Source organism: Caballeronia sp. S22 (assembly GCF_964261745.1).
Lineage (GTDB): Bacteria > Pseudomonadota > Gammaproteobacteria > Burkholderiales > Burkholderiaceae > Caballeronia > Caballeronia jiangsuensis.
This window is the reverse complement of sequence record NZ_OZ180036.1, coordinates 1,511,267-1,532,645: the sequence shown is the minus strand read 5'-3', so window position 1 is coordinate 1,532,645 and position 21,379 is coordinate 1,511,267. Positions and strand designations below refer to the sequence as shown.

At 63.5% G+C, this 21,379-nt stretch carries 21 protein-coding genes; 11 read left to right on the top strand and 10 right to left on the bottom strand.

Features of this window, described 5'->3' with window-relative positions; genetic code table 11:
- Positions 1-9 precede the first annotated feature (9 nt).
- Positions 10-1,329 (top strand): DNA topoisomerase IB, encoded by a 1,320-nt coding sequence (locus ACEN42_RS22475; RefSeq protein WP_250484323.1) that lies wholly within the window; start codon positions 10-12, stop codon positions 1,327-1,329.
- Between the two features lie 22 nt (positions 1,330-1,351).
- On the opposite strand, the gene ACEN42_RS22470 is transcribed toward ACEN42_RS22475, so the two are convergent.
- The 3 genes from ACEN42_RS22470 to ACEN42_RS22460 all read right to left on the bottom strand — a co-directional run bounded on the left by ACEN42_RS22470 (position 1,352) and on the right by ACEN42_RS22460 (position 2,886).
- A complete protein-coding gene (locus ACEN42_RS22470) occupies positions 1,352-2,083 on the bottom strand; it encodes an RES family NAD+ phosphorylase (protein ID WP_371881537.1) in 732 nt (243 codons plus the stop codon).
- On the bottom strand, positions 2,083-2,520 hold the full coding sequence (locus ACEN42_RS22465; RefSeq protein ID WP_371881536.1) for an antitoxin Xre/MbcA/ParS toxin-binding domain-containing protein: 438 nt from the start codon (positions 2,518-2,520) through the stop codon (positions 2,083-2,085). Before ACEN42_RS22465 ends, ACEN42_RS22470 begins: the two co-directional genes overlap by 1 nt.
- Before the next feature lie 93 nt (positions 2,521-2,613).
- Positions 2,614-2,886 (bottom strand): DUF2866 domain-containing protein, encoded by a 273-nt coding sequence (locus tag ACEN42_RS22460; RefSeq protein ID WP_187605550.1) that lies wholly within the window; start codon positions 2,884-2,886, stop codon positions 2,614-2,616.
- 267 nt (positions 2,887-3,153) lie between these two features.
- Here ACEN42_RS22460 and ACEN42_RS22455 point away from each other — a divergent pair, with 267 nt between their 5' ends.
- Positions 3,154-3,378 (top strand): hypothetical protein, encoded by a 225-nt coding sequence (locus ACEN42_RS22455; protein WP_238214768.1) that lies wholly within the window; start codon positions 3,154-3,156, stop codon positions 3,376-3,378.
- 17 nt (positions 3,379-3,395) lie between these two features.
- Positions 3,396-3,707 carry a hypothetical protein gene (locus ACEN42_RS22450; protein WP_187605552.1) on the top strand — a complete coding sequence of 104 codons (312 nt, stop codon included), beginning with the start codon at positions 3,396-3,398 and terminating at the stop codon, positions 3,705-3,707.
- A gap of 87 nt (positions 3,708-3,794) precedes the next feature.
- Here ACEN42_RS22450 and ACEN42_RS22445 read toward each other — a convergent pair whose 3' ends face one another.
- A complete protein-coding gene (locus tag ACEN42_RS22445) occupies positions 3,795-3,953 on the bottom strand; it encodes a DUF3309 family protein (RefSeq protein ID WP_035502384.1) in 159 nt (52 codons plus the stop codon).
- A gap of 313 nt (positions 3,954-4,266) precedes the next feature.
- Complete coding sequence (locus ACEN42_RS22440) at positions 4,267-5,853, bottom strand: inorganic phosphate transporter (RefSeq protein WP_187605553.1); 1,587 nt, start codon at positions 5,851-5,853, stop codon at positions 4,267-4,269.
- 177 nt (positions 5,854-6,030) lie between these two features.
- Here ACEN42_RS22440 and ACEN42_RS22435 point away from each other — a divergent pair, with 177 nt between their 5' ends.
- A complete protein-coding gene (locus ACEN42_RS22435; protein WP_371881535.1) occupies positions 6,031-7,521 on the top strand; it encodes a CHAD domain-containing protein in 1,491 nt (496 codons plus the stop codon).
- Positions 7,522-7,566: 45 nt separating this feature from the next.
- Positions 7,567-8,391 (top strand): TOBE domain-containing protein, encoded by an 825-nt coding sequence (locus ACEN42_RS22430; RefSeq protein WP_238214766.1) that lies wholly within the window; start codon positions 7,567-7,569, stop codon positions 8,389-8,391.
- A 30-nt stretch (positions 8,392-8,421) separates the two neighbouring features.
- Here the strand turns inward: ACEN42_RS22430 and ACEN42_RS22425 are convergent, their stop codons facing one another.
- Positions 8,422-9,108 carry a phosphatase PAP2 family protein gene (locus ACEN42_RS22425; protein WP_371881534.1) on the bottom strand — a complete coding sequence of 229 codons (687 nt, stop codon included), beginning with the start codon at positions 9,106-9,108 and terminating at the stop codon, positions 8,422-8,424.
- Between the two features lie 332 nt (positions 9,109-9,440).
- On the opposite strand from ACEN42_RS22425, the gene ACEN42_RS22420 reads away from it, so the two are divergent.
- The gene (locus tag ACEN42_RS22420; protein ID WP_371881533.1) at positions 9,441-10,598 is read left to right on the top strand and encodes a PHB depolymerase family esterase; all 1,158 of its coding nucleotides are present in this window, start codon (positions 9,441-9,443) and stop codon (positions 10,596-10,598) included.
- A 139-nt stretch (positions 10,599-10,737) separates the two neighbouring features.
- Positions 10,738-10,911, top strand: coding sequence for a DUF3563 family protein (locus ACEN42_RS22415; protein ID WP_187605558.1), 174 nt, complete (start codon positions 10,738-10,740; stop codon positions 10,909-10,911).
- A gap of 113 nt (positions 10,912-11,024) precedes the next feature.
- On the opposite strand, the gene ACEN42_RS22410 is transcribed toward ACEN42_RS22415, so the two are convergent.
- The 3 genes from ACEN42_RS22410 to ACEN42_RS22400 all read right to left on the bottom strand — a co-directional run bounded on the left by ACEN42_RS22410 (position 11,025) and on the right by ACEN42_RS22400 (position 13,353).
- On the bottom strand, positions 11,025-11,846 hold the full coding sequence (locus ACEN42_RS22410; protein WP_371881532.1) for a BPSS1780 family membrane protein: 822 nt from the start codon (positions 11,844-11,846) through the stop codon (positions 11,025-11,027).
- 9 nt (positions 11,847-11,855) lie between these two features.
- Positions 11,856-12,824, bottom strand: coding sequence for a homoserine kinase (locus ACEN42_RS22405; RefSeq protein ID WP_238214760.1), 969 nt, complete (start codon positions 12,822-12,824; stop codon positions 11,856-11,858).
- Between the two features lie 118 nt (positions 12,825-12,942).
- Positions 12,943-13,353 (bottom strand): hypothetical protein, encoded by a 411-nt coding sequence (locus ACEN42_RS22400; RefSeq protein ID WP_187605561.1) that lies wholly within the window; start codon positions 13,351-13,353, stop codon positions 12,943-12,945.
- A gap of 231 nt (positions 13,354-13,584) precedes the next feature.
- Between ACEN42_RS22400 and ACEN42_RS22395 the strand changes: the two genes are divergently transcribed.
- Complete coding sequence (locus ACEN42_RS22395; RefSeq protein ID WP_187605562.1) at positions 13,585-15,111, top strand: AMP nucleosidase; 1,527 nt, start codon at positions 13,585-13,587, stop codon at positions 15,109-15,111.
- Between the two features lie 180 nt (positions 15,112-15,291).
- On the opposite strand, the gene ACEN42_RS22390 is transcribed toward ACEN42_RS22395, so the two are convergent.
- Positions 15,292-16,041: a TIGR00730 family Rossman fold protein gene (locus ACEN42_RS22390; RefSeq protein ID WP_035502399.1), complete on the bottom strand. Its 750-nt coding sequence runs from the start codon at positions 16,039-16,041 to the stop codon at positions 15,292-15,294.
- Between the two features lies 1 nt (position 16,042).
- Here ACEN42_RS22390 and polA point away from each other — a divergent pair, with 1 nt between their 5' ends.
- From polA to ACEN42_RS22375, 3 genes are all read left to right on the top strand, one after another.
- Positions 16,043-18,781 carry a DNA polymerase I gene (gene polA / locus ACEN42_RS22385; protein WP_371882277.1) on the top strand — a complete coding sequence of 913 codons (2,739 nt, stop codon included), beginning with the start codon at positions 16,043-16,045 and terminating at the stop codon, positions 18,779-18,781.
- 163 nt (positions 18,782-18,944) lie between these two features.
- On the top strand, positions 18,945-20,309 hold the full coding sequence (locus ACEN42_RS22380) for an NAD(P)/FAD-dependent oxidoreductase (protein WP_238295431.1): 1,365 nt from the start codon (positions 18,945-18,947) through the stop codon (positions 20,307-20,309).
- A 192-nt stretch (positions 20,310-20,501) separates the two neighbouring features.
- Positions 20,502-21,377: a dienelactone hydrolase family protein gene (locus tag ACEN42_RS22375; protein ID WP_035502403.1), complete on the top strand. Its 876-nt coding sequence runs from the start codon at positions 20,502-20,504 to the stop codon at positions 21,375-21,377.
- Positions 21,378-21,379 lie beyond the last annotated feature (2 nt).

Here is a 21,379-nt window from a genome sequence, read left to right as displayed (position 1 = left end):
AGGCGCGCGGTGGCGAGAATCGGAACGAACAACGAGACAGGCGGCGGGGCCAGCGACGTTCTGACGGGCGGCGTGCAGGGCTGTCCGGAAGATTTGCCGCCGGGCCTGCGCTACATGGACGATTCGCGACGCGGCTATACGCGCGACTGGATCGACGGCGCATTCGCGTACTTCAACACGCAAGGCAAGCGTATCGACGACGAAGCCGAGATTCGCCGAATCAATGCGCTCGCCGTTCCGCCCGCTTATACCGATGTGTGGATCTGCCCGGACTCGCGCGGGCATCTCCAGGCAACCGGACGCGATGCGCGCGGGCGCAAGCAATATCGCTATCACGCGCAATGGCGCGAAACCCGCGACGCCAACAAGTACGAGCGCATGCTCGCGTTTTCCGTGGTGCTGCCGAAGCTGCGATCGCGCGTCGCACGCGATCTCAAACTCGACGGCATGCCGCGCAACAAGGTGCTCGCGACCGTTGTGCGCCTGCTCGACACGACGCTCATCCGCGTCGGCAGTGAGGAATATGCGCGTGAGAATCGCTCGTACGGACTGACGACGCTCAGGAAGCGCCATCTGAAAGTATCGGCGGGCACGTTGAGGTTCAGGTTCCGCGGCAAGAGCGGCATCGAGCACGATGTCGCGGTCAGCGACACGCGGGTCGCGCGCATCGTCAAACGCTGCATGGACTTGCCGGGCCAGGATCTCTTCCAGTATCTCGATGCGGACGGCACGCGCCACACCGTCTCTTCATCCGATATCAACGACTATCTCCACGAGATCACGGGCGCGGATTTCACCGCGAAGGACTATCGGACGTGGGCCGGCAGCGTGTTCGCGCTCGCGGCGCTCAGACGGCTGAAATGGGAGACCGTGACGGAGGCGCGCAGGCATATCGTCGGCACGATCAAGGAAGTCGCGCAACTGCTGCGCAACACGCCCGCAGTGTGCCGCAAGTGCTACGTGCATCCGGCGGTGATCGACGCGTTCGAGGCCGGCGAGCTCGCCGAGACGATGTCCGCGTCGCGCCGCCACGGACTCAAGACCGACGAGGCCGCGCTCGCGATCTTCCTCGAAAAGGAAGCGAAGCGCCGCACGCGCGAGGCGGCGCGCAAGAACCGCAAGGGCGAGGCGCCAGCCGACGCGCGCCTGACCAGATTGCTATCGGAATCGAGCCGCAAGGCGCGCGCCGGCGGGCTGAAGGCGAGCGGCAAGAACGTGGCAGCGCAGGCGCTGGAGCATGTCGCGAAGAAGCCGGCGAGGAAAGCGGCGCGCCCGGCTTCGAAGAAGCTCGCGCGCACGCGCACCGAAACGGCAATCGCGATCCGTTGAAGCATGTGAAACGTTTGCCCGCTCAGCCGACCTGATTCAGCTCGAAGACATAGTCGATCGTCTCGCCGTTCCAGTTGTATTCCAGATACGCCGCGTGCCGGCAGTCGCGCAGCATGGTCGTGCGCAGCGCGGCGAGGCATTCGCCCTCCGGATCGCGCACCGACGGATACGCGATCCCCGGCGCGCTTGCCGCACGCACCGCGCGTCCGAGCGCCGTGCCCGGGCCGTAGTCGTCCGGCGCGAGAATGCGCGGATCGAGGCCCGCCTGTACGATCGCGTCGCCGCGCAGATCGACGACTTCGCCGCGCGCCATCACCGTATAGAGGCGCATCTGCTGGCGCAGCGGCGCTTCGTTCGTCGCCGCGAGAAAGAGACCGGCGTGATAGCGCGTCTCCGCGATCGCGGTCTGCCGTTCCCGGCCGCAGTAGAACACGCCGTAGCTGCCATCGGAAAAGCGGCTGCCGTTCGGATTCAGATGCGTGAACGCGGCCATGATCGGCCCGCAACCCGGCCCGAAACAGCGTTCGTCGGGCGGCACGAGATCGAGTTCACCGACTTCGGTGCGCAGGCGGTCGTTGGTCATCGCTTCGAGCGCATAGAGCGCTTCGAAATCCTGTGGCGACGCCACGCGGTCGAACAGATTGACGGCCGGAAAACGCGTGGGAATCACGCGATACGCAGGCGACCAGTCGATAAAGCTGTGGGGCCACCGTTCGCGCCAGTTCGATTCGTCCTTGCTGAATGCTATCCCCATCACGCCCAGCCGCCTCGCATCGCATCGAGGTACTGGCGCACGGCGACGAGGTCGCTGATATTGCCCGCCAGCAGGCGATCGAGCGCCGGATGGCCGCCGAAGGGCGGCGCGGCGTTAGGGCGGCGGATCCAGGTATCGGCGGCTTTGGGATCGGGCAAGAGGATCTGCAGCGCCTTGTAGATGCCGAGAATCAGCGAGAGGCGCTCCAGCGTGTCGCGCGCGAGCCGTGCGGATCCGGGGTCCTGCTTCCACTTGAAATAGGTCGAGCGGCCGGGCGAACCGAGCAGCGTGATCTGCTCTTCGGCCGAAAGCGCCCAGTCGCGCGCGATATTGAAGAACGCGCGCAGGCCGGCGGCAGAGAGATCGCCCGAATCCAGTGCCGGGCGCGGCACATGGCGGCTGGCCGGCGCAAGTTCGGCGCGTGCGGCGTTGGACATGTCGTTAAGTCTCCAAAGGAACTTGTTTCACATATTAGTCCACATTTGGATTAATACAAGCATGCCATGAATGTTTCGACTCGCAGCGACGGATCAGCCGTCGTCGTCAGTGGGACCGTAGCGGCGGCCCGGCACGTGGGACTTGAGCGCATCCGCGATCTGCGAGGGCGTGCAATCGGCGGGAAGCACGCGCCGTTGCACGCGCTGATCGTTCTTCAGCACCCATTCGACCATGCGATACGCCGGTCCCCACAACGGTTCGACCGGCAGGGACAGACGGCATTCGCGCAGCGTGAGCGCGTACTGTTTGCGCATCGTCGGAGCGAGATTGGCAAAGCTTCGGCGCGCGGCAGTGTTGGCTGACATGGCACATTCCTCACGGTGATGACCCGGCCGTCCGATGCGGACGGCGGCAATTGAGCCGGATCGCGAGACGAGTGTGTCGGGTGAGAATTAAGGGCGACTTAATCGCGAGCGGCGGCGCATGGAGCCGCGACGAAATGCCGCCGAAAGACGCCGCGAACGCAGGTCAAGAGGTGCTTCGGCATTTTCACCACGCCGCGTGCCGCCTGTTTGCCGTGGCGGCGGCTTACTGTATATTCGTACAGCTTGTCTGCAACAGGGAGCCTGCCGATGATTCCACGCAACGATCCGCTCGAAGCGGCTGCGCTCGAACGTTTCATGCGCGCGACGCGCGCGGTCAACGTGGCGTTCGACGCCACGCGAGGCGAGTCCGATTTCATGCAGGACGGGCAATCCGTCGCGCGCTCGCTCGAGCGTCTAGACGCCGCGTTGCGCGAACTGGAAACCTCCGAGCAGTCGCTCGACGCCATCCTCTCGCGCAGAGCGGGCCACTAACCGTTGGAGCGAATCACTTGAAGCGCGTATTCCTGATCCTCGTTCTTCTGATCGGCTCGTCGTCGCTTTTTGCGGCCGAGCGCTACACGGAAGTCTGGAATCCTCCCGAAGCACAGTCCGTCAAGGGCAAGAGCAAGACACACGCGGCCGCGCAGACCGCCGCGGCCAGGAAAAAGCACAAGAGCGCGACGTCGGTGAAGCAGGTCGCCGACAGGGCCGCCATCGAGCAGCCTTCCGCCACGCCGCGTCCGAAGTCGGCGTCGCCGAAGCCGGCCGTGCCGGTCATTCCGCGCAAGATCGAGCCGAACGGACAGGTGATGCGCGTCTAGAACGCGTGCGCGAGGCACGAACAGCAAAAAGGGGCGCCCGAACGGAGCGCCCCTTTTTGCTTTTGCGGCCAGACGGGCCGCGCTATGTCACAACCGACCCATCAACAACAGAACGATCACCACGACCAGCACGACGCCGAGAATCCCGCTCGGCCCGTAGCCCCAACTGCGGCTGTGCGGCCAGGAAGGTATGGCGCCGATCAAGAGCAGGATCAGGATGATCAGCAGTATGGTTCCGATCGTCATTCGACTTCTCCTTTGTTCAAATGACCGCGGGACGGACCGGCGTCCGGCGCAGCCTCCCAACTGTCATCGACAGTCATGCGCCAGGGGAACGGCGGCTCGTGGCCGCCGGCACGATCAGATGTGCGATCGACGAGAGGAGAAGAGCAACGGTCGTGCCAGTAAGCCCGAAAGACCGTGGCACAAGGCGTTCCGCGGATCGAAGCAACGCCCGCGTGAGCATACGATTGTCGAAAAGGAGAGGCGAAACGAGGCAGGGCGGGCAAAAGTTGCACGGCGCTTGAAAGCCGCCGTGCAGTTCGTCGCAAAGAACCGGTCAGAAAATGCCGCGAAACGCCCAGAACAGCAGGCCCGAGAGCGCGATCGAAACCGGCAGCGTCAGGATCCAAGCGAGCGCAAGGCTGCGCACGGTGCGCCATTGCAGGCCGGAGCCGTTCGCCGCCATCGTCCCCGCGACGCCCGATGACAGCACGTGCGTCGTGCTGACCGGCAGGCCGTAGACATCGGCGGCGCCGATGGTCAGCATCGCCACGAGCTCCGCCGACGCGCCCTGCCCATACGTCAGATGCGTCTTGCCGATGCGCTCGCCGACCGTCACCACGATGCGCTTCCAGCCGACCATCGTGCCCAGACCGAGCGCAACCGCGACGGCGACCTTCACCCAGGTCGGAATGAACTTGGTCGCGTGGTCGAGTTGCTTCTTGTAGTTGTTGAGCACGGCGTCATCGTCGCTGGAGAAGGCCGGCGCTTTCTGCTTCTCCATGATGCGCAGCGCTTCCGACGCGATGTACATCTCGTTGCGCACGTTGCGGACGTTGCCCTGCGGCACGTCGGCGATCGTCTGGCTCGGGCGGATCTGCGATTCGATCGAATCGACCACGCTCTTCAGCGACGCGATCGTGTCCGGCGCGAGCGTCTTCGTCTGCACGTACTTTTCGACCTGGCCGCGCGCGTCGGCTGCCGGCGCCGCGCCGTTGCTGTAGCGCTGCAGCACGTCGGACGCGCTGTGGCTCACGGCGACGAAGGTCTGCGTCTCGTTCGCCGTCACGGCCTTGTTGAGCGCGTAGGCGGTCGGCACGGTGCCGATCAGGATCAGCATGATGAGGCCCATGCCCTTCTGGCCGTCGTTGGAGCCGTGCGCGAACGACACGCCCGTGCAGGTGAGGATCAGCAAGCAGCGGATCCAGAACGGCGGCGGCGTGTTCTTCTCCGGCTCCTTGTAGAGCGCCGGCACGCGCACGACGAGCTTCAGCACATAGAGCAGAAAGCCCGCGAGTACAAAGCCGATGATCGGCGAAAACAGCAGCGACTTGCCGACCGACATCGCCTGGCTCCAGTCGACACCCGATGTGCCGTTGGTTCCATGCAGCATCTGATTCATGAGGCCGACGCCGATCACCGAGCCGATCAGCGTATGCGAACTCGACGAAGGAAGACCGAGCGCCCAGGTGCCGAGATTCCAGATGATCGCCGCGATCAGGAGCGCGAAGACCATCGCGAAGCCCTGCGAGCTGCCGACGCCGAGAATCAGCTCGACCGGCAGCAGTTGCAGGATGCCGAATGCGACCGCGCCGCTCGAAATCAGCACGCCGATGAAATTCCATGCGCCTGACCAGACAACCGCTAAGTTTGGTGTCAAAGAGTGCGTGTAGATTACGGTTGCGACAGCATTCGCGGTGTCGTGAAAGCCGTTGACGAATTCGAAGCCGAGCGCGATCAGAAGCGCGACGCCGAGCAGGACATACGGAAACACCGACGATTCGCGCACCGGCGCGAGATCTTCGAGCAGATGCAGGACGCAATACACGGCGCCCACGCCGATGGCGAGCAGAAAAAGCAGCAGCGCGAGCCGCTGGCCGAGCGTGCGGCCTTCTCGTGATTGGGGAAAGGCAATCTGGTTCATGTCGCGTCCTTGGGTGGTCTTGCGCGAGGGCGTATCGGAAGGTGAAAAAGCAGACGAGAAGCGTTTCAGAAGCTCAAATGGCCATGTTTCCCGGTGCGTGTGTCGATTTCATGACTCGGGAAATACGAGCCTTTCGTATGAATTGACGGGCGGCGCGAGACCGCTCCGGGAGACTTCATGACGATGTGGGTCGAGGTGACGCTGCAATCCAGCGGATCGGACGACGGATCGATTTGCGCGCTCGCGGAGACGTTGCAGCGCATCGCCGCGTTCGCGGGCGCGACACCTTTGTCGACACGCTTCGCGACGCGCGAGATTCCGCTGCAAGCGCCGGGCTGGCGGCTGTCGGTCGAAACGCTGGAGGGCGCGCGCACGCTATGCGCCGTGGAGACGGAAGGCGCGCCGATGCCCGGTTTCATGCGCTACCGGACGTTCGCCCGGCCTGCGGGCGAGGATCTGTCGGCATCCCTGATCGAATTCGCACAAGCCGACGAAGCGTTGCGCGGGCCGCTTGCGAAGGCGTATCGGCAGACGGAGCCCGAAACCGTCGTGCCGCCTGACGCTATTGCGCCCGAGTTCGAAGTCGAGCGCATCGAATGGCGCATCGACGCGAACGGCGCGGACATCCTCGCGACGCTCGAAACGTCCGCGCAAACGCCGCCGACGTTGCGGCTCGCGGCGCCGTCGGTGAACGGTGCGCTCGATGCGGTCTTCGGCGTCGCGGGCGAAGTGATCGATGCCGCGCCGTTTTACATCGCGCCGGACGATGAGCACGCGTCGGAAGCGGAACCGGTGTATGCGGCGACGCTCGATCTTCCGCGCACGGCGACGCGCCGCGAAGCGTTCGTCGCGATCGCGTCGTCGGTGGCGGGGCAGTGGTTCGGCAACGCGGCGGCATCGCGCTCGGGTCTCGTCGACGAGCACGTGCACCAGTTGCGCGTCGCGCAGCGGCGGCTCAAGACTTTGCTGAAACTCTTTCGCGATTATGTCGATGATGTCTGGAGCACCCGCATCGCGCCCGATCTGACGTGGTTCGGCGATCTGCTGGCCGATGCGCGCGACTGGGACGTCTTCGTCGACAAGACGCTCCCCGCGTACGCCGAATCGGACGACAGCGCCGAGCGCTGGCAGACGCTCATCGCTGCCGCGGACGTGAAGCGCCGCGTCGCGCGGGACAAGGTGCGCGATGCGCTTGCGTCGAAGCGCTACGCGCGTCTCACGCTCGCGTTCGTCGAATGGCTCGCCCGCTTCGCCTCGCAAGAGGACGCGTCGCCGACGCGCTTCGTGAGCTACGCCGAAAAGCGCATCCGCAAGGACTACCGGCGCATCGCGCGCGTGCCCGATCTCGCGTTGCTCGAAGCGCATGAGCGGCATCGCGTGCGCATTCATGCGAAGCGGCTGCGCTATGCGCTCGAATTCTTCCGCTCGGTCACGTCGCGGCGCACGCGCAAGGACACCGCGAAGCTGCTCGGCGAGCTGCAGACGGCACTCGGCGAGGCGAACGATGCGGCCGTCGCCGCCGATCGGCTCGCGTCGATTCCGGAAGCCAGCGATTACCAGCGCGGCTTCGCGCGGGCGTGGGGCGCGGCGTCGGCGAGGAAGGACGCGCAGGAGGGCGAGCGGCTGCTTCGCGCGATGCGTCGTCCGCGTCTGAAGGCATCGATATAATGCGTCACGCGTTCATTGATCCGGCACGGTCCGCAAAGGCGACAGATGAGTAAGACAGCACCGTCGAACGTGCGCGATCCGCTGGAACTCGGCGGCTCCGTATGGCTGCGAAGCGGCACCGAGACGCTCGGCGGCGCGGCGCGCATCGCGCTTCTGGCGGCGATTCGCGACGCGGGATCGATCACCGGCGCGGCGAAGGCCGTCGGCATGAGTTACAAGGCCGCGTGGGATGCAGTCGATACGATGAATAACCTGGCCGGCGAGCCGCTCGTGACACGCGCGGTCGGCGGCAAGGGCGGCGGCGGCACGGTGCTCACGCCGGCCGCGCTTCGTCTCATCGACACGTTCCGCACGATCGAACGCGAGCATCGAAAATTTCTGGAACGGGCGGGCGCGGCCATCGACGGCTTCGCCCATGACTGGCAACTGATCGGGAGACTAGGCATGAAAACAAGCGCACGCAACCAACTGGCCGGCAAGGTAACGAAAGTCACGCGCGGTGCGGTCAACGATGAAATCGAACTCGGCTTGCCGGGCGGTCAGACGATCGTCGCGGTCGTGACGCACGAGAGCACGCAATCGCTCGGGCTGAAGGAAGGCGGCGACGCGTTCGCGCTCATCAAGGCGTCGTGGGTCATGCTGATGGAAGACACGAACGCGAAGCTGTCGGCGCGCAATCAATTGCGTGGCACGGTTGCCAGCGTGACGAAGGGCGCGGTCAATGCGGAAGTTTCGCTGTCGCTCGACGGCGGCACGACCATCACCGCGATCATCACGAACCAGAGCGCCGATACGCTCGGCCTCGCGCAAGGTCAGAAGGCCGTGGCGGTGATCAAGGCGTCGAGCGTGATCATCGGCGTGAACGACTAAGCAGCGCGCACTGCGAACGCGACGGCCGTATCAGGCGGCCGCGCGTTGCTCCGGCGGCAGTTCGGTGCGGCGATCCGGCGCGCGATAGATTTTCGCCTTCCAGCTCGCCCGCACATAGGGACGCTCGTGGCCCGACAGCCCGAGCGCGATTTCCGTGATCCAGTGCTGCGTCGGCACGGGCACGCCATGCAAGGCCACGACGACCGCCGCGAGACTCGCGGCGACGGGCGCGGGCGCGAGCTTGCCGGACTCGGCCCGCCACGCGATCCACACGAACGCGAGCGCGACCACCGCGCCGAGCGCGCAGCCCGCGACCACTTCCGAGACCGAATGCGCGTCGAGCACGACGCGTGACACGCCGACCCAGATTCCCAGCATCAGACCGAGCGCGACGCCGATGGCGCGCACTGCACCACGCGTGGGCAAGAGCGCGACGAAGATCGCGACGGGCAGAACCGCCGTCGACATCAACGCATGTCCGCTGATGCCGGTGAAATCGAGATGACGCACGCCGATTCCCCAGCCGATGAACGCGATCTTGCTCAACGCGACGAGGCCGCTTGCCGCGCCGAGCAGCGCGAGCCACGCGCCGGCGTATTTCCAGCGATAGCCGAGCGCGAGCCACGCGGCGACGATGAGCGCCACCGGTCCCATCACGCCGACGCTGCCGAGCGCGGTCACGAAAATCCAGGCGGAAAAAGATAAATCCACGTTCATTGCTACTCTTGGGAATGAGGGTTGCTGCACTGCGGCAGTCACGCCAGAAATGGCCCGCGACTCCGAGAGTACGCCAAATGCGACGCCGCAAATTTATAGCAGTATAACGCTTGGGATCATGCTGAATTATGCGCCAATCGCCCGAGCAGTCTGCCCGTTACATCGCGTAACTTTCGTTTAATTTTGGCTTTTTTGTTGAATTGCTGTTAATTCATCCCGATATGTGAGTTCGGGGCGCGCGTCGTCAACGCGGTTTAGTGCTATTGTGCACTGCACAACCCGACGCGTTTCGACGCGTCATCCGATTGCACGTTTGTGGAGGACCCAGCCCAATGTCAAAAAGCCTTACCAAGCTCTGGTTGCGCGGCTTGAGACGCCTGGTCGCCGGCCAGGTGGATGCAATTCGCTCACCGAAGCCCCGCGCGGCGGCCAAGCCCGCGCGCGTGAAGACCACCAAATCGAAACTCAAGCCACGCACGGCCGCGAAAGCGACGGTCGCGCCCAGTGCCGCCGCGCGGCCGGCGGTGCGCGAATCGCGCGTTCGTCCGCGTGCGTCGGCGTGGGCGCGCGGCAAGTGGGCGCGCTCGTACCACTCGGCGCCGCCCACGGCCGGGCGCTTTGTGAATCACATGTCGTACGCGCTCTATATGCCGCCCAAAGCCGGGTCCGAGCCGATGCCGCTCGTCGTGATGCTGCACGGCTGCAAACAGAACGCCGACGAATTCGCGCAAGGCACGCGCATCAATCTTCTCGCTGACAGATACGGTTTCGCCGTGTTGTTCCCCGAGCAGTCGAAGCACGATCACGCGCATCGCTGCTGGCGCTGGTATGACGATGCCGGAAGCGGCGGCGGCGAGGCGGCGTCGGTCGTATCGCTGGTGAATGCGGTCGTCGAGCAGCACGATCTGGATGCGGAGCGCGTGTATGTCGCGGGGATGTCGGCCGGTGCCGGGCTCGCGGCGCTGCTCGCCGTACGTTATCCGCACATGTTCGCCGCCGTCGGCCTGCATTCGGGCGTGGTGTTCGGCGAGGCGCGCTCGGCCATCGGTGCGATGGACGTGATGCGCCGTGGCGCGCGCAGCGATCCCGTTGCGCTGATCGACGCTGCCGTCGACGTCCGCGACTATCCGGGCATGCCTGCGGTCATCGTGCACGGCGAGCTGGACTCCGTGGTGACGGCTGCGAATGCCACACAACTGGCGAAACAGTTTCTGCGGCTGAACGGTTTCATCGATGCGGCGGGCAATCGCCGCGCGGGCGAAGCGCGCGAGGAAAAGCATCCGGACGGCGTCGTGACCGATTACTTCAAGAACAGCCGGCGCGTCGTGAAGACGTCGATCGTGCGCGGCCTCGGGCATTCATGGGCCGGTGGCGACGATACCGTCGCGTTCCATTCGTCCAAGGGGCCGGATTCGGCGGCGGTCATGTGGGAGTTCTTCAAGCACCAGCGACGTCCCAGCGAGGCTGCGCGCGATGCCTATGTCGCCTGAAGGTCGCCGCCCAGCGTTTCAGGTGTTGCAAATTAGTCTTTCGTATCAATCTTCTAGCGGTTAGGGCTGGTGTTTGATCAGGGATTACCCTATAATCGATTTCATAGGTAGTAACCCCAGTATTCAAGCGAGGTCCACCATGTTCCTGATTAGCCGCATTTTCCTGTTCCTTACCAAATCCGCTGACGAGCGCGATCGTGCGCGCGACGACGCCTATCTGGCCGAAGCCACGGACATCTACGATCTCGAATATCGTATGAAAAAGCTGGATCGGCGTGCGATCGCTCGTCACCCGTCGTGGATGTCGAACTAAGTTTTTCGGTTTGAGGTGCGCCGGTCGGTTTCGGCGTCACTGCGGAATGTAAATGCAAAATGCCGGCTTTCGAGCCGGCATTTTCGTTTGCGACGCCCATATGCGACATCAAGTCAGGCGTTGGGCGTGCCGGTCGCGTCCGGAATGTCCGGCGAGTCCGACGACTGCACGCCGAAACAGCCGCGATAAGTCGCGTAGAACGAGCAATACAGCGCGGTCGTGACGATGATGGACGCAGGCATGAGCACCGCCAGCGCCATTTCCTGACCCGCGCCGAGCGCCTGCATCAGCGCCGTCAGGCCGAACGACACCGCGAGCGCGATAGCGACCCACAGCACGCCGTAGTAAATAAACGCGCCGCGGTTGCGCCAGCACGACACGAGGCTGAAGAACAGCGCCTTCGCGGGCGGCACGTCGTGCCATGCGACCAAGATCGGCGCGAACCAGAACAGCATCGCAACTGGGACATAGCAGCCCATCGCGACGAGCACTGCGAGCGGGCTGAAGCTCGCCGCGACGGTTTCCGGATCGCCGCTCGGGCCATCGCCCATCATGATGCTGAGCAGTGTGCCGCCATCGACGAGCGCCGATGCCGTGAAGATCACCGCCATCGCGACGATATACAGCGCGCCCAGCGCGAGCAGCCGCCGCGCGACGACGCTGCCGTACGAACGGAAACCGTCGACGAGTATGGTCGGCCAGACGGGCTTGCCCGCGATCGTGTTGCGGCACGCCGCCATGAAGCCGACCGCGATGCCCGGAATGAAGAGCAACGGCAGGAGCGGGCCGAGGAGCGGCACGCGCGAGATCAGCGTCATCACGAACAAGTAGGCGAAGAACACCGTGAGAAACGCAAACGGGTTGCGGCGGAACAGCCAGATGCCCTGACGGAACCACACGTAGCCGGTCTTGGCGGGAACTTCGATCAGTCGCATGTGGCTAGGTTATCGATTTACGGGAGAAGCGGCTTTGACGCGTTCGCGCAGAATGCGTTCGAAGTGGCCGGGATCGTGCGCGTTCAGCATCTGTGCTTCGCGCGGGCGATGAAAGTCGAAAAGGCGCGAAACCCAGAAGCGCATCGCGCCGGCGCGCAGCATGTCGTTCCAGTGACGCTCCTCCGCGGGCGTGAATGGGCGCACGGTCTGATACGCGCGCAGCATCGCGTCGACGCGCGCCGAATCGAGCGCGCCCGTGGCGAGGTCGATGCACCAATCGTTGACGGTCACGGCGACGTCGAAGAGCCATTTGTCGACGCCCGCGAAGTAGAAATCGAAGAAGCCGCCGAGCCGCGCGTGCTCGCGGCCGTGAGCGAACAGCACGTTGTCGCGGAACAGATCGCAGTGACACGGGCCATCGGGCAGCGATGCGTAATCCGCCGAGCCGAAGAACGCCGCCTGATGCGCGAGTTCGCTTTCGAACAGGTCACGCTGTTCGCGGCTCAGGAAATCGACGATCGCCGGCGCCTTCTCCTGCCACCACGAAAGACTGCGCAAATTCGGCTGATGCTGCGGAAAATCGCGGCCCGCGAGATGCATGCGCGCGAGCATCTGCCCGACTTCGATGCAATGCGCAGGCGTTGGCGCAAGTTCGGGCGCGCCTTCGAGCTTCGTCACGATGCTCGCGGGCTTGCCGTGGAGCATGCCGAAGAGCGAGCCGTCGCGGCGCGGCATCGGATCGGGAACGGGCACGCGATGCGACGCCAGATGCCGCATCAGATCGAGATAGAACGGCAGTTGCGTCGCCGTGAGGTTCTCGAAGATCGTGAGCACGTACTCGCCGTGCGTCGTCGTGAGAAAAAAGTTGCTGTTCTCGATGCCCGACTGGATGCCGCGAAATTCGACGACATCGCCGAGATCGTAGTCTTGCAGCCAGTCGCCGAGATCGGCGTTGGTGACGGGAGTGAAGACGGCCATGCGGGAAAGCGTCGGTCAGGTTGGACGGCCGGGAAGAGGCCTGTGAACGGAGGCGCCGGGCAAGGAGCCACAGTGCCGCGACCCGCCCGGAAAGAGCGGGTCCGAGAGCGATACGGGATCAGTAATGCAGGTTGATCGATGGCAGGCGCGTGCTCGCCTTGCCGTTGTCGCGCACTTGCGGCGATGTATCGGCCGGTGCGCTCATCTGATAGCGCGTGCCGAAATTCGAATGCACATCGATTTCGACGGGTTTGCCTTTGTCGCGGAATTCGGTGATTTCGGTGCCGTTGGTGCTCAGTTCGTGATAGCTCGGCGTGCGCGGCGGAGAAATCTCGACTTTCGAGCTGACATTCGCGGGGGGGCGATTGATGGCTTTCAGATCCGGAAGGCCAGCGGCTTCTTCCGGCGACATTTTCTGGGTCGCCGGTTGGGGTGCCGTGCTGCCGGCCTGCTGTGCCGGCTGCGCGAATGCGCCGAAGCTTGTTGCGGCGAGGACTGCCGCGGCGGCGGCGCAAAGGTGCGGCTTCATGATGGTTCTCCAGGCGATGGCCGGATTCTAACAAAACGGTTGCGGACTCAGTGACTCGCGCTGGGTCAACGCCTTATTTTGCGCTGGTTTCGCGAATTTTGACTTCGGAAACCAAAAAGGTGTTGCGAGGTGTGATCGCACGCACTCACACAAAGAGGGACTTCATGGTTCGCGCATTCTTCCGTGTTAATGTCGATTCACTACGAGGGCATTTGAAGAACACACAAGATCATGACAAACGACCGGACTCAAAGCACACAAGGCACACCCGCCAACGATTTTCCGACCGAATCCTTCGACGATCCCGCTGCCGCCGTCACGCGCCTTTCGTCGATCTATGAAGCGAATACCGCATTTCTGCGCGATGCGTTCGCGCGCTATCGCCGCAACGAGCGCTTCACGCATCGTGTGCGCGCGTGCTATCCGTTCGTGCGCGTGCGTACCGAACTGAACACGCAGATCGATTCGCGGCGCTCGTATGGTTTCGTGGCGGGCCCGGGCATCTATGAAACGACGCTCACGCGTCCCGATCTCTTCGGCGATTACTATCGCGAGCAATTGCGACTGCTCACGAAGAACCATCATGTTGGCCTCGAAGTGGGCGTGTCCGCGCATCCGATTCCGATTCACTTTGCATTCGCCGAAGGCATTCATCTCGAAGGCGATCTCGATCGCGACCGGCTGCTCGCGATGCGAAATATCTTCGATACGCCCGATCTCGCGCTGCTCGACGATCGTATCGTCAACGGCACGTATGAGCCGGGACCGGGCGAGCCGCATCCGCTTGCGCTGTTCACGGCGGCGCGCGTCGATTTTTCGCTGCATCGGCTGAGACACTACACGGCGACGTCGCCCACGCACTTTCAGAACTACGTGCTGTACACGAACTACCAGTTCTATATCGATGAATTCGTGAAGCTCGGCCGCACGATGATGTCGCGCGCCGATGACGAGGAAACGCGCGCGTATCGCAGCGAGTATTCGTCGTTCGTCGAACCCGGCGATGTCGTCACGTATAACGCGAATCTCGGCGAGCAGCCGGAGGAGGGAACGGCGTCCGCGCGTCTGCCGCAGATGCCCGCGTATCACCTGAAGCGTGCGGACGGCAGCGGCATCACGATGGTGAATATCGGCGTGGGGCCGTCGAACGCGAAGACGATCACGGATCACATCGCGGTGTTGCGGCCGCATGCGTGGATCATGCTCGGGCACTGCGCGGGATTGCGCAACACACAGCGTCTGGGCGATTACGTGCTCGCTCACGGCTATGTGCGCGAAGACCACGTGCTCGATGACGATCTGCCGTTGTGGGTGCCGGTGCCGGCGCTCGCGGAAGTGCAGGTTGCGCTCGAGCGCGCGGTCGCGCAAGTGACGAAACTCGAAGGCGTCGACTTGAAGCGCGTGATGCGCACGGGCACGGTCGCGAGCGTCGATAACCGTAACTGGGAATTGCGCGATCATCGCGAGCCGGTGCGTCGGCTGTCGCAGAGCCGCGCGGTGGCGCTCGACATGGAAAGCGCGACGATCGCGGCGAACGGGTTCCGGTTCCGCGTGCCGTATGGGACGTTGCTATGCGTGTCGGATAAACCGCTGCACGGCGAACTGAAGCTGCCCGGCATGGCCGATCAGTTCTATCGCGCGCAGGTGGATCAGCATTTGCAGATCGGGGTGAAGGCGATGGAACTGCTGCGCGAGAACGGGTTGTCGAAGCTGCATTCGCGCAAGTTGCGGAGTTTTGCGGAAGTGGCGTTTCAGTGACGCGACTGAACTGACAGGCGGGCGGCGCAGGATGCCGCCCGCGAAGCGTTTATTGCTGCAGGCGTGGGGCGTTCAGCAAACCAAGCAATGGCAACTATTTTGGACAACTACTGCATGACGAACGTCCCGTCATGCAGTACCAGAAATACATCCATCGAAAGCGGCCACTGCATCGACACCTTATAGATAAAACATCCGATCCTCATCCGACTTACCTTCCGCCGGCTGTTCGACCGAATCTTCGCGGTCTTCATAGAACCGCAGCACAGCATCGAGCACCTGATCCGGATCGTCGATAACCTGCATCAGATCGAGATCCTTCGGGCTGATCACGCCGTTGGTCAGCAACGTGTTCTTGAACCAGTCGAGCAGTCCGGCCCAGAACTCCGCGCCGACGAGCACGATCGGCACATGACGCGACTTCTTCGTCTGAATGAGCGTCAGCACTTCGGCGAGCTCATCCAGCGTACCGAAGCCGCCCGGCATCACCACGACCGCATCCGAGTTCTTCACGAACGTCACCTTGCGCGTGAAGAAGTGACGGAAGCGCAGCGAAATGTCCTGCCACTGATTGCCCGATTGCTCGTGCGGCAGTTCGATATTGAGGCCGACCGAAGGCGACTTGCCCGCGTGCGCCCCTTTATTGGCCGCTTCCATGATGCCCGGCCCGCCGCCGGATATGACGGCGAAGCCCGCGTCGGAGAATTTCTGCGCGATTTCGATCGTGAGCTGATAGTACGGCGACTCCGGTTTCAGACGCGCCGAACCATAGATGCTGATGGCAGGGCGAATCTCCGAGAGGTACTCGGTCGCCTCGATAAACTCTGCCATAATCGTGAACATCTGCCACGATGCGCGAGCCTTCTTGGCCGTCGCGCGCTCTTGATCTGCGAGTGATCGCAGACTCGGAATCACTTTTCTCTTGTTCATAATGCCTGAAGAACTAAGTCTTGAAGGTAAGACCCTGCTATTGGTCGACGGTTCTAGCTACTTGTACCGGGCCTACCATGCGATGCCGGACTTGCGAGGCCCCGACGGCGGGCCCACCGGCGCTCTGTATGGCATGATCAACATGCTGCGGCGCTTGCGGCGCGAAATCAATGCAGAGTATAGCGCGTGCGTATTTGATGCCAAAGGCAAGACTTTCCGCGACGACTGGTACGCCGAATACAAAGCCAACCGGCCCTCGATGCCGGAAGACCTCTCCAGACAGATCGAGCCCATTCACGTCGCCGTGCGCGCGCTTGGCTGGCCGCTCGTGATGATCGAGGGCGTCGAGGCCGACGACGTCATCGGTACGCTCGCCGTCCAGGCCGAGAAGCGCGGCATGACGGTGATCGTGTCGACGGGCGACAAGGATCTGGCTCAGCTCGTGACGGATCATGTCACCCTCATCAATACGATGACCAACGAAACGCTCGACCGTACCGGTGTGCTCGCGAAGTTCGGCGTGCCGCCGGAGCGGATCGTCGATTATCTGTCGCTCATCGGCGATACCGTCGATAACGTGCCGGGCGTCGAGAAGTGCGGTCCCAAGACAGCGCTCAAATGGCTCACGCAATACGAAACCCTTGATGGCATCGTAGAACATGCCGGCGAGATCAAGGGTGCGGTAGGAGACAATCTGCGCAAGGCTCTGGACTTCCTGCCGATGGCGCGAAAGCTCGTCACCGTGCACACGGAATGCGACCTCGCTTCGCAGATCGAGTCGATCGAAGGCACGCTTCTGGCGCGTCCCGAAGCGCGCGACGAGTTGCGCGACGTGTTCATGCGTCACGGCTTCAAGACATGGCTGCGCGAAGTCGAAATCGCCGATGCCGTCGAAGGTCCGACCGACACGCCGCCCGCCGAAGTCACCGAAATCGTGCATCACTACGAGACGGTGCAGACGTGGGAGCAGTTCGACGCATGGCTTAAGCGCATCAATGAAGCGGAGCTCACGTCCTTCGACAGCGAGACCACGTCGCTCGATCCGATGACCGCGCAGATCGTCGGCATGTCGGTGTCGACCGAGCCCGGCCACGCGGCCTACATTCCGGTCGCGCATCGCGGGCCGGATGCGCCCGAGCAACTGCCGCGCGACGAAGTGCTCGCGAAGCTCAAGCCCTGGCTCGAAGACGCATCGAAGAAGAAAGTCGGTCAGCACCTGAAGTACGACGAGCAGGTGCTCGCGAACTACGGCATCGAAATGCGCGGTGTCGAGCACGACACGCTGCTGCAATCGTACGTGCTGGAGTCGCATCGTCCGCACGACATGGACAACCTCGCGTTGCGGCATCTCGGCGTGAAGACGATCAAGTACGAGGACGTCGCGGGCAAGGGCGCGTCGCAGATCGGTTTCGACGAAGTGCCGCTCGACAAGGCCGCCGCCTATGCGGCCGAAGATGCCGATATCACGCTGCGTCTGCATCAGGCGCTCTATCCGCAAGTGGCGCGTGAGGAAGGCTTGTTGCATGTGTATCGCGACATCGAATTGCCGACCTCGCGCGTGCTGCGCAAGATGGAACGTAACGGTGTACTGATCGATCGCGCGCGGCTCGATACGCAGAGCAACGAGATCGCGAAGCGTCTCATCGACTTGCAGGCGCAAGCCTACGAACTCGCGGGCGGCGAATTCAATCTCGGTTCGCCGAAGCAGATCGGCCAGATCTTCTTCGAGAAGCTGCAACTGCCGGTCGTGAAGAAGACGCCGAGCGGCGCGCCTTCTACCGATGAAGAAGTGCTGCAAAAGCTCGCGGAAGACTTTCCGTTGCCGAAGGTGCTGCTCGAGCATCGCGGGCTGTCGAAGCTCAAGTCCACGTATACGGACAAGCTGCCGCGCATGGTGAATGCGTCGACGGGACGGGTGCACACGAACTATGCGCAGGCCGTCGCGGTGACGGGGCGCCTGTCGTCGAACGAGCCAAATCTGCAGAACATCCCGGTGCGCACGGGCGAAGGGCGGCGCATTCGCGAAGCGTTCATCGCGCCGCCGGGACGGAAGATCGTGTCGGCGGATTACTCGCAAATCGAACTGCGCATCATGGCGCATATTTCCGGCGATGAATCGCTGATGCGCGCGTTCAAGGAAGGCGAGGACGTGCATCGCGCGACGGCGTCGGAAGTGTTCAGCGTCACGCCGCTCGAAGTCGATAACGATCAGCGTCGCATCGCGAAAGTCATCAACTTCGGTTTGATCTACGGCATGAGCTCGTTCGGCCTCGCGTCGAATCTCGGCATCACGCGCGATGCGGCCAAGCTTTATATCGACCGCTATTTTGCGCGTTATCCGGGCGTCGCGGCGTATATGGATAACACGCGCGTGAGCGCGAAGGCGAATGGCTTCGTCGAGACCGTGTTCGGCCGGCGTCTGTGGCTGCCCGAGATCAACGGCGGCAGCGGGCCGCGCCGTCAGGCGGCGGAGCGCGCCGCGATCAACGCGCCTATGCAGGGCACTGCCGCCGATCTCATCAAGCTGTCCATGATCGCGGTGCAGGACTGGCTGGAAGCGTCGGGCATCGGCGCGAAGATGATCATGCAGGTGCACGATGAACTCGTGCTCGAAGTGACCGAGGAAGCGCTTCCCGAGGTCAGGAAGCGCTTACCTGAACTGATGTGCGGCGTCGCGAAGCTGAAGGTGCCGCTCGTCGCGGAAGTGGGTGTCGGCAACAACTGGGAAGAGGCGCACTGAAGGCGCACTGAAATTCTTTGCGCAAGGCATATGCGGCGGATGTCGCATATGCCCGACATGTTGGTGACACGCTTGTGACTGTCATCGAAGCTCACGCACAATAAGTCAGTCGAGGAAGAACAGCACGAAGGCCGATCCAATATAAAAGCACAGGGAGAGATCCATGCATCGCTTCATCATCGTCGGCGGAGGGGCTGGCGGCCTCGAACTCGCGACTCGTCTCGGCGACCGTTTCGGCTCGACGGACAGCAAGACCCCGCCCAAAGCGCAAGTCACGCTCGTCGACCGCAATCCGACGCATATCTGGAAGCCGCTCCTGCATGAAGTCGCAGCGGGCAGCATGGACCCTTTCACGCAGGAACTCGAATACGCGGCGCAGGCGCTGTGGCATGGCTTCGAATTCCAGCAGGGCGACCTCGTCGGACTGGATCGCGCGGCAAAGCGCATCACGATCGGCGCGTTGCGCGATGAAGAAGCCGGCGAGCTGCTGCCCGAGCGCGAACTGGAATACGACACGCTCGTCATCGCTATCGGCAGTACGACGCATTTCTTCGGCGTCGAAGGTGCGCAGCAGAACTCGATCGCGCTCGATACCGTCGGTCAGGCGGAGCTCTTCCGCAAGCGCCTGATCGCGGCCTGCATGCGCGCCGAGCACTTCGCGCCGGAACCGGTCGCGGCGGGCGTGGAGGACGGCGAGGACGAACCCGGTGTCGATCCCGTGCCGCGCATCCAGGTGGCGATCGTCGGCGCGGGGGCGACGGGCGTCGAATTGTCGGCGGAACTGCGCAATACCGCGCAGGTGCTTTCCGCATACGGATTGCACAAGCTCGATCCGAAACACGATATCGGCATCGTGCTGATCGAAGCCGGGCCGCGCATTCTGCCCGCGCTGCAGGAACGCGTGTCCAGCGCGACGGCGGAACTGCTCACCAAGGTCGGCGTGAAGCTGATGACTGGCGAAACGGTCGCACAGGTTTCGCGCGACACGATCCGCACCGCGAGCGGCAAGATGATTCGCGCGGATCTCACGGTCTGGGCGGCGGGCATCAAGGCCCCCGCGATCCTCAGCAATCTCGAAGGTCTGCCGACGAACCGCCTCGGTCAGCTGATCGTGCGCCGCACGCTGCAAACCGAAACCGACGACAACGTCTTCGCGCTCGGCGATTGCGCCGCGTGTCCGTGGCCCGGCAACGAGCGCAACGTGCCGCCGCGCGCGCAGGCGGCGCATCAGCAGGCGAGTTTTCTGTTCAAGTCGTTCGAGCGGATGTTGCAGGGCAAGCCGCTGCCCGAATACACGTATCGCGATTTCGGCTCGCTGGTGTCGCTCGGGCATTACAGCGCGGTCGGCAATCTGATGGGCGGGCTGATCGGCGGCAACATGCTGATCGAAGGGCTCTTCGCGCGCTTCATGTACATGTCGCTCTACCGGCTGCACGTCGCCGCGCTGCACGGCTATGCGCGCATGGTGCTCGATACCGTCGCGCACTGGCTGCGCCGCTCCACCGCGCCGCGCGTGAAACTGCACTGACACGGAATAGAACGCCTGCGTCATTCGTTCAAAGCTGTTTAGAATGGGCGGCGCGCCCGACCGAGGGCGCGCGTTCTTCGTCGTGCAGCGCCGCGCCGCGTGCAGCCTCGAGCACGTCGCGCGGTTTCAAGGATCCACGCCGTCGCGCTCGATCGCGAAAGTGACGCGACGGCCCCGCCGCGGGAGCTATTCATGCTAGACCCTGAAGTCGACAGCCTCATTCCGCACGTGCCGTTCAATCGGCGCACGTTCATCAAGGCGACCTTCGGCACCGGCTTCGCGGCCGCCGTGCTGCCGGTGTCGGCGCAAACCATTCATACCGATTCCGACGGGCTCGAGGCGGGCGCGATCGGCATTCGCGGTGCGGACGGCACGCTCGTGCCCGCGTATCGCGCGCAGCCGAAGGGCAAGACGCATCTGCCGGTGATCATCGTGATTCACGAGATTTTCGGGGTCCACGAGCATATCGCCGATGTCTGCCGGCGCTTCGCGAAGCAGGGTTATCTGGCCATCGCGCCGGATCTCTACACGCGTCAGGGCGATGCGTCGGCGTACAAATCGATGCAGCAACTGAACGAGCAACTGGTGTCGAAGGTGCCCGATTCGCAGGTGATCTCCGACATCGACCAGACCGTCAAATGGGCGGGCGAGCACGGCGGCGATCCGAAGCGCATCGGCATCACGGGATTCTGCTGGGGCGGGCGCATCGCCTGGCTCTATGCCGAGCACAATCCCAACCTGAAGGCGGCGGTGGCGTGGTATGGGCGGCTCGTCGGCAACAAGACCGAGAACACGCCGAGCAATCCCATCGACCTCGCGAGCCAGCTCAAGGTGCCGGTGCTCGGGCTGTATGGCCGGCAGGATCAGAGCATCCCGCAGGACACCATCGAGCAGATGAAGCAGGCGCTCGCGAACGACCCGCCGCCCGCGAAGAATTCGCAGTTCGTCGTCTACGACGACGCGCCGCACGCCTTCTTCGCGGATTATCGTCCGAGTTATCGCAAGGCGGACGCGGAAGACGGCTGGAAGCGCGCGCTCGCGTGGTTCCGCGAGCACGGCGTCAAATAACG